This window comes from Clostridium sp. MSTE9 (genome assembly GCF_000277625.1).
GTDB classification, from domain to species: domain Bacteria; phylum Bacillota; class Clostridia; order Oscillospirales; family Acutalibacteraceae; genus Faecalispora; species Faecalispora jeddahensis.
In genome coordinates, this window is sequence record NZ_AKFU01000001.1 from 1 (window position 1) to 12,629 (window position 12,629).

9 protein-coding genes are annotated in these 12,629 nt (G+C 53.8%); 2 read left to right on the plus strand and 7 right to left on the minus strand.

The features are described from left to right. Positions 1–725 precede the first annotated feature (725 nt). The 5 genes from HMPREF1141_RS16775 to HMPREF1141_RS00040 form a co-directional block, all read right to left on the minus strand. Positions 726–3,239, minus strand: coding sequence for a nucleotide sugar dehydrogenase (locus tag HMPREF1141_RS16775; protein ID WP_009059721.1), 2,514 nt, complete (start codon positions 3,237–3,239; stop codon positions 726–728). Continuing rightward, entirely contained in the window at positions 3,236–3,862 is a 627-nt protein-coding gene (locus tag HMPREF1141_RS00020; protein ID WP_009059677.1) for a zinc dependent phospholipase C family protein, read from the minus strand. Before HMPREF1141_RS00020 ends, HMPREF1141_RS16775 begins: the two co-directional genes overlap by 4 nt. A gap of 334 nt (positions 3,863–4,196) precedes the next feature. Further along, the gene (locus HMPREF1141_RS00030) at positions 4,197–4,454 is read right to left on the minus strand and encodes a hypothetical protein (RefSeq protein ID WP_009059703.1); all 258 of its coding nucleotides are present in this window, start codon (positions 4,452–4,454) and stop codon (positions 4,197–4,199) included. Then, positions 4,451–5,992 (minus strand): aromatic amino acid ammonia-lyase, encoded by a 1,542-nt coding sequence (locus HMPREF1141_RS00035; RefSeq protein ID WP_009059695.1) that lies wholly within the window; start codon positions 5,990–5,992, stop codon positions 4,451–4,453. Before HMPREF1141_RS00035 ends, HMPREF1141_RS00030 begins: the two co-directional genes overlap by 4 nt. Beyond that, positions 5,973–7,619: a BCCT family transporter gene (locus HMPREF1141_RS00040; RefSeq protein WP_009059671.1), complete on the minus strand. Its 1,647-nt coding sequence runs from the start codon at positions 7,617–7,619 to the stop codon at positions 5,973–5,975. The genes HMPREF1141_RS00035 and HMPREF1141_RS00040 overlap by 20 nt, the downstream gene beginning before the upstream one ends. Positions 7,620–7,952: 333 nt before the next feature. Between HMPREF1141_RS00040 and HMPREF1141_RS00045 the strand changes: the two genes are divergently transcribed. Further along, positions 7,953–9,605, plus strand: a complete 1,653-nt coding sequence (locus tag HMPREF1141_RS00045) for a sigma 54-interacting transcriptional regulator (protein WP_009059715.1) — start codon at positions 7,953–7,955, stop codon at positions 9,603–9,605. 56 nt (positions 9,606–9,661) lie between these two features. Here the strand turns inward: HMPREF1141_RS00045 and HMPREF1141_RS00050 are convergent, their stop codons facing one another. Continuing rightward, positions 9,662–10,027, minus strand: coding sequence for a VOC family protein (locus HMPREF1141_RS00050; protein ID WP_009059676.1), 366 nt, complete (start codon positions 10,025–10,027; stop codon positions 9,662–9,664). 26 nt (positions 10,028–10,053) lie between these two features. Further along, positions 10,054–11,235, minus strand: a complete 1,182-nt coding sequence (locus HMPREF1141_RS00055; protein ID WP_035316304.1) for an iron-containing alcohol dehydrogenase — start codon at positions 11,233–11,235, stop codon at positions 10,054–10,056. Positions 11,236–11,934: 699 nt separating this feature from the next. On the opposite strand from HMPREF1141_RS00055, the gene HMPREF1141_RS00060 reads away from it, so the two are divergent. Next, complete coding sequence (locus HMPREF1141_RS00060) at positions 11,935–12,627, plus strand: FadR/GntR family transcriptional regulator (protein WP_009059678.1); 693 nt, start codon at positions 11,935–11,937, stop codon at positions 12,625–12,627. Positions 12,628–12,629: the final 2 nt, after the last annotated feature.

Genomic DNA, 12,629 nt, shown 5'->3' on the forward strand with positions numbered 1-12,629 from the left:
GACCAAAGGCGCTGCCTTTGGAAACCGGGAGAAGCTCCCGCTCTGGTTCTTACTCACGCACAGGCACAGCCTGCGCGTGAAGCGGGTTTGTAAGGAAAGCTTTCACGCCTGCAACTGGTACGGAAAGTGTTCTCAAGCCAATAAAAAAATGCGGCGAAGCCGCATTCCCCACAAAACTGCGAGCTAACGAGAGCGCTCTGAAAATGCCCGCCGACAGACGAGAATGCTAAGCTTGTTTCTTGATGAAGTTCGGAGAGTGGGCACTTTCATTGGAGCGCCTTACGGATAGTTATTGTTTGCACTTACAAGGACCGTTCCCCAAACGGATTCCAAATGTGTCCTTTGGAAGGCCTTTGCTTACTTTCGTCCTTTCACGAAAGTAAGTGCCCGCCCCGGCACGAGGGGCATGCTCTGCGCAAGCAGAAACCCCGCGGTATGGCCGCAAAGAAAAAATTCGTTCCTTTATGTAAAAATAAATCAAAAGCATAAAGCAACAAAAAAGCAAGTCCGTTTCGGCACAAGGGGCAAGCCCTACGCAAGAAGAATTTCCGTGCGTGGGCACCCTCAGAATGAATTTACTCTTTCAAAGCAGACCATAAAAAAAGTCGGCTTTCCCCAATACGAAAAGCAAGCCGAAAACATGCTCTCTCACCTGTGAACAAAAGACTTCCTGCAAATGGAAAAAAGCCCTGCTCCTGTCTGAGGAGCAGGGCTTTGCCAGCAGGTCAAGCCTGAATGAGCCCTTCAGGCTGTTTGACGCGGCTGAGCAGTTTTGCGCGCCGAGGCAGTTTTGCACGCCGAACGGGGCCGGCGCCGCGCCCGATGGATTCATAAGTGCAGGAGATAGAATTCATCGTTTGCAGATCGTAGCAGTTGCGCCCGTCCAGTACGACCGGGCGGCGCATGAGCATGGCGTAACGGCTCGGGTCATAATCGAGGATTTCCTGCCACTCTGTCATAATCAGGCACAGGTCGGCGCCCAGAACGGCCTCGTCAATGCTTTCGCAGCAGGTGGCTTCGTTATCGAAAAGCTGCCTGAATTTATCATACCCGGAGGGGTCCCATACGTACACACGGGCGCCCTCGTTCAAAAGAATCCGGATGCTCTGCACGGACGGGGCCTCTCTCAGATCGTCGGTATTGGGTTTGAAGGACAGGCCCAGAACCGCGACGACAAGGCCACCAAAATCCTGATAGTGCTTTCTGGCCTTTTGAATCAGGCGCAAGCGCTGGCTTTCGTTGACTTCTATGGCTGCTTTCACGGTCTTGATCTCATAATCATGAAATTTTGCCATCCAGTGCAGCGCCTTTGTGTCCTTTGGGAAGCAGGAGCCGCCGTAGCCGATGCCGGCTTTCAGGAAATTCCCCCCGATGCGGCGGTCCAGTCCCATCGCGTAAGCTACGGTTTCGATGTCGGCGTTGATCAGCTCACACAGGTTTGCGATTTCATTGATGTAGGAAAGCTTCAGCGCCAGAAAGTTATTCGACGCGTATTTCACCATCTCTGCGCTTCGGCGGTCGGTAACGATTTTTTTCGTAGGAAAGGACTTATATATTTTTAAAAGGATGCGGGCCGCGCGCTCCGACTCCGCTCCGATCACGATGCGCTCGGCCTCCATGAAATCATGTACGGCTGTTCCCTGCGCCAGAAATTCCGGATTGGAAACCACGTCTGCGGTGATGCCTGCCGGCGCTTTCAGGCGAAGCCGCTGTTCCAGCTGATCGACGGTTCCGATCGGCACGGTGGACTTTACCACGACCACGCAGTCGCGCCGGATGCTGGCGGCAATCTGGTCGATGGCGCGGTAGACGTCATTCAGATTAACCGATCCGTCTCCGCGCTCCGGGGTTCCCACACAGATGAAGATCACGTCGGCCTGCGCGCAGGCGGCTTCCTGCTCGGTTGTGTATTGAAGCCTTTCGGCGTTTTTCTCCATCAGCTCCGCGACCCCACCCTCCAGAATCGTGGGGGTGCCGGACTCCAGAAGCCGGATTTTACTCTGATCGGAATCCAGGCAAATGACCTCAAGCCCTGCGTTTGCCAGACAGACGCCCGTAACGAGCCCTACATATCCGGTTCCGAAAATGACGATTTTCAAAGGCTTGCTCTCGCTGCGGGCAGCTTCCAGAACCGACTCGTACTGCTGCATCAGCTTGCCGAGGATGCTTTCCCAGCTTCTGGAGTGCGCGGTAGACACAGAGGTGCTGCCAAGACGCAGGCGCAGCGTTTCATTTTCGATCATCCCGGTCATTTCTTCGGCCAGGCTGTCGGCGCTCCCGCACCGGAAAACAGAGGCGTTGATCCTGTGGACGGTAAAATCGGTGACTCCGCCCTCGTCGGCGCAAATCACGGGCAATCCGCTCGCCATTGCCTCCAGCACCACATTGCCGAAGGTTTCCGTGCCCGACGGGAACACGAACACATCGCTGCTGGCATAAAGCTCTGCCAGCGCTTCGCCCGTGAGGAAGCCGGTAAAGACCGTATTGGGAAGGGCCTGCTTCTGCAGCGCGTCAAGATAGGGGCCGTCGCCGGCAAAGACAAACAAAACGCGGTCAGAATACTTTTTATTTACGATGCGGATGCTTTCCATCAGGGTATCCAGACCCTTTTCGGCGGAAATCCGGCCCGCGTACAGAAAGATCAGGCGGTTTTCTCCCCCCAGCGATTGCCGGAGAGACCCTTTGCGCTTACCGGGAGAAAACTGCGAGATGTCGACCCCGCGGGACCAGATCCCCAGGTGTTCAAAGCCCTGGGCAGAAAGGCGCCGCCTGGTATCCTCAGACGGGCAGAGCGTGAGCCGGGCGAAGCTGTGGAACCATCTCATATAGGAGCCGACGGGCTTTACCAGATGCGGCATATGGTAAAAATTCAGGTATTGATCTATGTTGGTGTGGTACGACGTGATGAATGGAATGCCCAGCTTTCGAGCGGCCTTGAGCCCCGCATAGCCGATCCCGAATTCCGTTACCACATGGATGATGTCCGGCCCGAATGCCTGAAGCTGCTCTTTGATCTCTGCAAAAACCGGGAAAGCCAGACAGCACTGCGGATAAAAAATCGGGTGAACCCCCTTAAAGCGGATCACATGGGATTCATATGCCGACGGCTCGCCGTAATCGGGCGCAAAAATCAGATAATCGATCTGGTGCTCGGAAAAATATCCGCACAGCTTGGTCAGCGTGTTGGTCACGCCATTGATCTGCGGAGTGAAGGTGTCTGTAAAAATAGCAATTTTCATATGCGGTTTGATACCTCCCTAATCTCATCCATGCTGTACAGGGCAAAGGGCTCGTACTTGCTGTCGCCGAGGCTGTAGAGGGCGGCCTGCCCGGCAAGGCTGCAGGCCGCAAGTGCGCCCAGAATTTCTGACTCGAAGCTGTGCGGCTTTGACTGAAAATCATCATTGAGCTGTTCTATGATTCCGATGGCCTGCTCCGCGGCGTCGCTTTGAAGTGGAAGCTGTGGAAAGTCCGCTCTCTGCAGAGCGGGATAGTGATTGCGGCAATACAGCTCAAGCCGCCGCTCGTGTGCGATATGTTTTGCCAACCCGCCGTGAAAATTCGGCGTGTGTGCATAACAGAAAAAATCCGCCAGAAAGTGACAGACGATGCCGAGCCGGACGCTGAACCGGCGGGTGCTTGGCGGCGGGACGCCCCTTTCTCTGTGAGAAAGCTGCCGGAGCATTTCCGCGGCTGTTTCCCAATAGTTCTCCCTGGTGTGCACCGCGCGCAGCAGGCTCAGGTCATAATCGGGTGCGATATTGCCCCACAGAAACCGGGACTCATTCAATCGAACACTTAAACTTCTCTCAAAATAATCGTACGTGATTTTGCCGATCAGTAAATGGTTCGTTGTATTCACGTTCTCACCTCCACTTAGATGATAACAAGACATCGTTTCATTCAAATCAGGTTCAAGTAAAATCTTCATGATAATGAGAAGAAATGATTGGAAGCGGAAGGCCGTGCGGAAAAAAGAAAGCGCACCCGCCGATTTTTCCGGCGGGTGCGCTCAATTTGTCGAAAAAGTCGTGCAGCCGCAAAAGGAGGGTATCCTTTTGCGGCTGCGTTGGTTGCATCTGCAATATCGGGCCCATACGGCAAGTATGCTCCCTCATTGACGAGCTGGCCGTCTTGCCTTGCACGATTTTCGGCAGTCTATTGATTGTTTGCTGCATTGTTGTGAAAACGGGACGCTATTTGCAAAAATCTTTTTTTCGGAATCGTGCACGCAGTAAAATCATCACTCCCCAAGAGACGGAGAGCGTAGGCATACAGGCGAGCAGAACGGCCCGAAGCGGGGGAATATCTGAAAAACAAATCGGGCCGAAGAAAATCATAAAAGTGATCACCATCATCAAAATCAAAATAATTCTTTCTTTTTTGGTGTTGGGCGGCGTGAAAAAGATTTTTGCCAAATCCATTTTTACGATTTCTTGAGCCTGTTTTTTCATAATAAAGACCTCCCGATGGCCTGTTCGGCGATTTCAGCCAATCTTCCGGAATGGATGAAATTTCGCAAGAATTCAATATGCGGGTGTAAAAAGACATCTTGTTCGATGGTAGGGACATGTTGGCCGATCTCGGCCAGTATCTTTGCTGTTACAGGGCTGCGCGCAAGGGATGGATCGAGAAATACCTGCGACTCATACGCGGAAAGCAGCTCGATCGCCAGGATGTATTCCAGCTTTTCGGCAATTTGAACCGATTTCTTCGCGGCGTTGTAGCCCATCGCCACGTAATCCTCCTGATTGCCGCAGGTGGAGGTGTTGTCGATCGTGGAGGGGGTAGAGAGCATCCTCATATCGCCCAAAAGACCCGCCTGCGTGTACTGGGGAATCATCAGCCCGGAATTGAGGCCCGGATTTTTAATCAGGAACCACGGGTTGCCGGACAGCGTTTCGTCGATCATACGGTTATTGCGGCGTTCCGACATCTTGGCAAGACACGTTGCCGCGATGCAGGCACTGTCCATTTCGATGCCGACGTAGGAGGAATCGGGATTGCAGGCGGAAATCACATCCTCCTCGCCCGGTTCGCTCCAGATGATGGGGTTGTCGCAGCAGGAGTTGATCTCGATCTCGAGGGTCCTGCGGGCATCCAGCAGAGTTTTTCTGGCGGCCCCATGCAGCTGCGGCACACAGCGAAGAGAAAGCGCATCCTGAATACGGGCGTTCCGGCAGTGATCGATCACCTCGGAATCCGCAAGAATGTCGCGTATGTTGGCGGCTGTTTCGCTCTGCTGGGGGTGCGGGCGAACCCGCATCACTCTGTCATCGAAGGCTCGGATCAGCCCTTTCGAGGCCTCTAGGGTAATGGCGGCGATCACGTCCGCCGCTTTGGCGGCGCCCAGCAGATCGTACAGGGCCAGCGCGGCCAGCGCGGTGGCGGAGGTTGTTCCCGAAATCAGTGCGAGACCTTCCTTTGCGCAAAGCTCGATCGGCTCGATCCCGGCTTCCTCCAGCGCCTCGGCGCCCGGGAGCAGCCGGCCATCAAAATAGGCCTTGCCCTCGCCGATCAGCACCAGCGCCATGTGGGCCTCCGGGCAGAGATAGCCCACCGAGCCCTCCCGGGGAATCCACGGGACAAGGTTGCGGTTGAGGAATTCGCGGTATTTTTCCAGTACGGCCAGCCGCACTCCGCTGTAACCCTGCCCCAGATTCTGTAAAACCATCAGCATGGTCGCGCGCGCCTGCTCTTGCTTTAGCGGCTCGCCTACGGAGGTGGAATGCGAAAGGATAATGTTGCGCTGCAGCTGGGCTGTCTCTTCCTTAGAGATTGCTTTTGTGCACAGAGCCCCAAAGCCAGTGGTAACACCATACATAACGCGATTCTGGTCTACCCATTGTTCCACCAGGGCCCGGGAACGGTTGACCCGCTCCCGGTAGTCCTCAGAAAATTCCACCCTGGCTCCATGGCGTGCCACGCTGACCAGATCCTCCAGCGTAATATCGGGTCCCAGCGTGATGCTTTTAAGATAAGGCTTCTGCACGGGCTTTCTCCTTTCCGGCTTCCTGTTCGGTTTCTTCGATTCCTTCGATTAAATCTTCACTGTCTACAATATCCTTCTTCGTTTCCTTATCCAGGAAGAACACCTTGAACGTAGACGCTACCTGAAGCACAAACACGAACAGAACGGCAAAGCCGCCGCAGGCCGCAAGGTATTTGACGCCGTCAACGCCCTGCTCGCCGCCGCCGAATGCCACCATGATCGCGGAAATCAGGCCGATGGTGACGCCCCAGAGAATTTTCAGCCAGGTGGCCGGCTCTTCATCGTGGCGCGAGCCCTTTGTGCAGATGGAAGAAATCGTAGTTGCCATGCCGTTGGCGGTATTGGCGTATTCTGCAATCAGCGTGATAATGACAATGGGGATAAATACGGCGCTCAGCGGGATGTGCTTTAAGAATTCCCATATTCCGGCTACGGCTCCGTTCTGCTGAATGATGGAAACCATATCCGCAACGCCGGAGGTCTGCCAGTCGAGGGCGGTGGCGCCCCAGATGCTGAACCACACGATGCTGAAAACGGCGGGAGCGATCCAGTTGACGACCAGGAACTGGCGGATCGTGCGGCCGTAAGAGATCATGGCGAAGAAAATACCCATCAGCGGCGCGTAGGCGATCCAGATGGCCCAGTCGTACATCGTCCACCAGGTGACCAGCGCTTCGCCGCCCATCACGTAGGGATCAAGGCCCCAGGACCAGAAATGATCCAGCCAGTAGCCCATGCCAACGTTCATCATGTTCAGAATGTACAGAGTCGGCCCGATGAGAATGAGGGCGGCGACCAGAGCGTAAAAGATTTTTGAGGTCAGGTCGGCCAGCCATTTGATTCCCTTGTCAATGCCCTGAACGGAAGAAACGGTAAAAGCGGCGGTGATGAGCGCTGCGAGGGCGAACCAGAGAACGGGCCCCTGCGCGATGCCATAGGCCGACTGTAAGCCGCTGCCTACCAGAGCGAGTCCCGCGCCGAGGGAAGAGGCCAGCCCGAGAACAATGGCCAGAACAGACAGGGTGTCGATCACGTTGCGTGGGAGGCCCTGCGTTACCTTCGGCCCGAACAGGGGAGTGAGGGAGCCGGATACGGAAAGCTCCTGCCCGCGGTTATAGTATAAATACCCGATGATGACTCCCGAAAGAGCATACATGGCGTAAGGGATAAACGACCAGTTGTAGAACACACGGCCCATTGCAAAGAACGCCGCTTCGGGCGTGCCGGGCGCGATGCCCGAGGCGGTGAGCTCGCCGTATATGTTCCCAAAATAGATCAGCGGCTCGTTGGCCCCGTAAGTAATCAGGCCGGTCGCGATGCCGGCGGTAAGTATCATGGCGAACCAGGACGCAAAGGAGTATTTGGCCTTGGCCTTCGGGCCGCCAAACCGGATTTTTCCGATTCGGGAAAAGGCCATAATGGCAATCATGATGAGGGTGAACATCGCGACAATCTGGTAGAGCCATGCGAAATTTCTCAAAGACCATTCAAAAACGGTGTAGGTTGCCGATGTCAGCCACTCGTTGTTTACCAGCCCAAGGATAGCTGCGCCGCCGGTAATGACGAACGAGGGGATGAAAACCCCCAGTTTGAGAGGCTTTTTCTGCTTGGTTTCGGTTTCTTTCATTCTGTTTTCCTCCTTTTCAAAATAACCTGTGGATCCCTGAACCGTATCCGCATGCTTTTGGTACAGGGCTTTTTTGCTAGCAATGGGTATAGTAGCACATTCCGTGCCAAGTGAAAAATACAGAAAAAAACAGAATGATACAGAAAAAATCCGCAGTTTAGGCCGCTTTTACGGTAAAGTAAAAAAGTGACTGTCGGGCTGTTTTCTGAATAAGTGCCAAATTATTTGGCACTTCGGCAAGCCATTTTGCACTCATTGACCAGCCGAACGCCTTGTGCTATGATTTGAGGAAAGTGATTTTCCATCATCTGAAAAGCCGGGGAGGTGCCAGTTATGAATATGGCCGATGTCGCCATTGTTCTGGATCGGGAAAAGCGGATTCAATCTTTTGAATGGATGGACATGGCGGCGAAGAGCAGCTGCGCGCATATATGGTCGTCGTTTTTGCACCAGCCGTTCTCCGTTTTGTTTTCTCAGACGGATTTCAGCCGGAACCAGGGGGAGCTGAGCTGGAACGGCGAGCTCTTTGACTTTATTCGCTGGGACTCGGGCCACGGTATGGTCTACTACCTGAAAAAGCATACGGATGTCAATTTTCTCTACCAGTCCGCGCTGGAGAGGGTGACGGACGGAGTGCAGATTTATGACAAGGATGCTTGTCTGGTGTATCTCAACGAAAACAGCAGAAAGATTTCCGATATTCCCGACAGCCTGTCTGTGCGGGGAAAGCACTTGCTCGATATGTATGATTTGGACGAATCCATCAGCACCGTGCTGACATGCCTGAGAACGGCTGCACCCGTTCTGAACCGTTTCGATACGTTCAAGACGACGACCGGCAGCGGTGTGGCCTCGGTTAACACGGGGTACCCGATTTTCCAGAACAAGGAACTGGCGGGGGTGGTGGTCTTTGAGCAGAATCTTGAAGTGATTCAGGCCCAGATCGCCTGGCTGGAAAAAATACGCGCCGCTCTGACCGATCAGGGAGAAAAGCTGCCCCCTGCTAGGTTTTCGGGGTACACCTTCAGTAACATTATCGGCACTTCGCAGAAGTTAATTGATGCGGTAAATCTTGCCAAACGAGTGGCGGTTCAGAACAGCAGCGTACTGCTGGTAGGGGAGACCGGAACTGGAAAAGAGGTTTTCGCCCAGAGCATTCACAGGTTCAGCTTGAGAAAGGATAAAAAATTCGTGGCCATCAACTGTGCCGCGATCCCCGACACGCTGATTGAGGGGGTCTTTTTCGGAACCCAGAAGGGCGCCTTTACGGGGAGCACCAACTCCGTCGGCCTGCTGGAGGAAGCCGACGGCGGCACGCTGTTCCTCGACGAGCTGAATTCCATGAGTCTTACGATGCAGTCGAAGCTGCTGCGCGTGATTCAGGAGGGCACCTTCCGCCGGATCGGCGGCAGCCAGGATAAAAAGACGGACATCCGTTTTATCTCGTCGTGCAACGAGCCTCCCGCACAATTGCTGAAGGACAATGTTCTGCGCAAGGACCTGTACTATCGCTTGTCTACCGTGACGATTGATCTGCCGCCGCTGCGGGAGCATCCGGAGGACATCCCGCAGCTGGCGGAGGAATATATCTCGGCAAAGTCCTATAAATACGCAAAATCCATTCAGAGCATCGGCCCGGATGTGATCGCGCTGTTTTCTCAGTACGGCTGGCCGGGAAATGTACGTGAGCTTTATAATGTCCTGGATTTTACCCTGAATGTTGTAGACGGCCCGGTGATCGGGGTCGCCCATCTGCCGCGCTACCTGCAGGACATTCAGAAGCCGCAGATTCTTTCTGCTGGGGAGCATCAGGAGGAAAGCTGGCTGCACCACGATCTGCAGTACACGATGGATTCCTATGAAAGCCAGGTGCTGAAAGCGGTTCTGGAATATTACGGCGGCAATATTACGCGTGCTGCCGACTGCCTTGGCCTGCGCCGCCAAAGCCTGCAGTACCGCATGAAAAAGTACGGGATTATTCAGTAGAGAGAAAACCCCCGCCGGCTCAGCCGGCGGGGGTCGCTTGTTTTGCGGGTGCGGAATCAGCGGTCGAGAATTTCGATCCAATATCCGTCGGGATCGTTGATGAAGTACAAATCCATTTCGTGGTTCTCATAGCAGATGCAGCCCATGCTTTTGTGCAGCTCGTAGGCTTCCTGTTTATCCGGCACGCGCACGGCCAGATGAATCTCGTTGTCGCCCAGGTTATACGGTTCCTTGCGGTCGCGCATCCAGGTCAGCTCCAGTTCGAAATCGGTGGAACTGTCCGTAAGATACACGAGGATGAACGAGCCGTCTGCCGCTGTTTTGCGGCGTTTTTCTGTTAGGCCCAGCGCCTTGCTGTAAAAAGCCAGGCTTTTTTCCAGGTCGAACACATTGAAATTGAAATGCAGAAAAGTAGATTTCATAAAGCTTCTCCTTCTCGGTCAGATGGTCATCGATTTGCCAAACGGTAAATTTCCGCCATATCCTGGCGGTTCAGTTTCTGGAAGGTGCCGATGGTGCGGGTATCCTGGAAAGAGCAGCGCCAGGCCAGTTCTTCAATGACCTCTTCCGTCTGCACGCCGATGCCCAGCTCGGTGAAGTTGGTGGGCATGTCGAGCGAACGGAAATAACGGTCGGCCGCTTCGATCGCGGCTTTCGAGAGCTCCTCCGTATCACTGCCGGTCAGACCCCACACGTTTTTGCCGAAGCGGGCAAAGCGCTCGGGATTTGTGGTGCGGGTGTACGTTGCCCACGAGCTCCAGATCGCGGAGAGCGACGCGCCGTGCGCCACATCGAACTTGCCGCTCAGCTCATGGCCCAGCTGGTGAGGAGCAAAGTCCTTCCGCGCGCCTAGCCCGGTCAGCTCATTGTGGGAGAGACTGCCCGCCCACATCAGCTCACTCATAGCGTTGTAATCGTGCGGATTTGCGAGCGCGACGGGGCCGTTGCGAATGACCACCCGCAGCAGGGCCTCGGCCAGCTCGTCTGTCACCTGGTTGGTCATGACCGGATTGAAGTAGCGATCCATCGTGTGCATCATGATGTCCACCGTGCCGCAGGTGATCTGGAATTTGGGCAGGGTCATGGTCAGCTCGGGGTTCAGCGCCGAAAACGCCGGACGGTTGAACGGGCTGTTCAGCCCGCGCTTATTGTTGGTTTCATCATCGGTGAGAACAGCGGAATCGCTCGTTTCGCTGCCTGCTGCAGAAATGGTGAGCACTACAGCTACCGGCAGGGCTTTTGTTACGGTTTGATGGCGCAGCCAGAATTCCCAAATGTCCGTATCAGGATTCGCCGTGCCGATCGCGATGGCCTTCGCGGTATCGATTACACTGCCGCCGCCTACAGCCAGAATCAGCTCTGCGCCGAATGCCAGTGCCTGCTGCACGCCTTTTCGGGCCAGCTGAAGCCTGGGGTTCGGCTGTACGCCGCCCAGGGTCTGCACCTCGATCCCGGATTTCGCCAGGGACTCTTCCATCCGGGCCAGCAGTCCGTTTTTGACAACGCTGCCGCCGCCGTATACCAAAAGAGTCCGTTTCACACCGCGGGCTGCGGCTTCCGGTGCGATCTGAAGCTCTGCGTCTTTTCCGAAAATGACTTTGGTAGGGACCTGATACACGAAACTTTCCAAAATGAACACCCTTTCTGTTTTCACGCTCCAGTTTTCGTTTTGTGCAATTTCTGCTCTTATTCTATATCGTGGGAACCTGCAAAGTCAAGCGAAAGAGCGCCTGTCTGCCGCTGGGCGGCAAAATACGCCGCGGGCTGTTGGAAAAGCTGCGCAGCCGCAAAAGGTTTTCTAAATAAATGATGAAACAATTTTACTTTCAGCGTTGGCCCGCAAAGTTCAATTTCATAAACAAGCGGGATTTTTCGTTTTGTTTGCCGCCTGATCCTGCACGATTTTTCTCTGCTTTGTATTTTTCATCAGACTGACGTAAGAAAATACCGTCTGTATGTTTTTAAACTGCTTGCAGACAATAAAGAACGGAGGTGAAAAGAAAACGCGAGTGCGGATGAAAAATAGCGAAAACAGTAGAATAGGTGTGCTTGGAACATGTGAATTTCGCGGATAAATCAGGTGGTAGTGCCAAAATCTAATCGGATGTCAGTCGTCAGACGTCACATGACGTTTGGTGGATTTTTAGTACTGTTTGATAATTTAATGTCCAAAAAATAAATATAATTATAAAAAGTCTTGAAATTCGATTTTGAGTTTGGTATAATCAAATCGTCAAATTTGTGTATTTGCACAAAAAACCTGATGAAACGCAGCTTTCGTCCGGGAGGGACAGAATGCGCAGCGCAGCAAAAACCGAGGAGTGTGGACATGAGTCAAATTTTGTTTGGGACCAGAGAACTTCCCCTCTTGATTTCCAAAAAATTGAAGGAAATGATTGTGGAAAAAAATCTGAAGCCCGGCGATCGTCTTCCAAGTGAGGGAGAGCTGGCGGTCATGTTCGGCGTGGGGCGCTCTACTGTGCGTGAAGCGGTCAAGCTGTTGATCGCCGATAATATTGTTGAAATTCACAGGGGGAGAGGCACTTTTATTACGGAAAGCCCCGGACTCAAAAGCGACCCTTTGGGGCTGCATTTTGCAAATCCGAATAAACTGCTTCAAAACCTGCTGGAAAGCAGACTTCTGATAGAACCGCAAATCGCGAGGCTGGCGGCGCAAAGGGCCACCAGCGAGAATCTTTATAGGCTCGGCCAGGCAATTGAAGAGATGGAAACCGCGGAGCGCATCAATGGGCTCGAGTACCCTTCCCGCGACGTGGATTTTCATACGGCTGTGGCGGAGTGCACGCAGAATGACGTATTAAAGCGCATTCTGCCTTTAATCTGTGAATCGATTCGGGAGGGTTATCTCGAAACGATGAATGTTCCTGGCACGCATCAGCGGGCCATCGCTGCTCATATCCGCATTTTCGAGGCAATCCGGGATAAAAATCCGGATGTCGCGGCGGAGGAGGCACGGCGGCATATTTTGCAGGCCATGGACGATTCTCAGCTTAAATACTAGGA

Bases quoted from the DNA above. Each gene is read 5' to 3' on its own strand.
- HMPREF1141_RS16775 (WP_009059721.1), bottom strand. From the start codon at position 3,239: ATGAAAATTGCTATTTTTACAGACACCTTCACTCCGCAGATCAATGGC.
- HMPREF1141_RS00060 (WP_009059678.1), top strand. From the start codon at position 11,935: ATGAGTCAAATTTTGTTTGGGACCAGAGAACTTCCCCTCTTGATTTCC.
- HMPREF1141_RS00040 (WP_009059671.1), bottom strand. From the start codon at position 7,619: ATGAAAGAAACCGAAACCAAGCAGAAAAAGCCTCTCAAACTGGGGGTT.
- HMPREF1141_RS00045 (WP_009059715.1), top strand. From the start codon at position 7,953: ATGAATATGGCCGATGTCGCCATTGTTCTGGATCGGGAAAAGCGGATT.
- HMPREF1141_RS00050 (WP_009059676.1), bottom strand. From the start codon at position 10,027: ATGAAATCTACTTTTCTGCATTTCAATTTCAATGTGTTCGACCTGGAA.
- HMPREF1141_RS00030 (WP_009059703.1), bottom strand. From the start codon at position 4,454: ATGAAAAAACAGGCTCAAGAAATCGTAAAAATGGATTTGGCAAAAATC.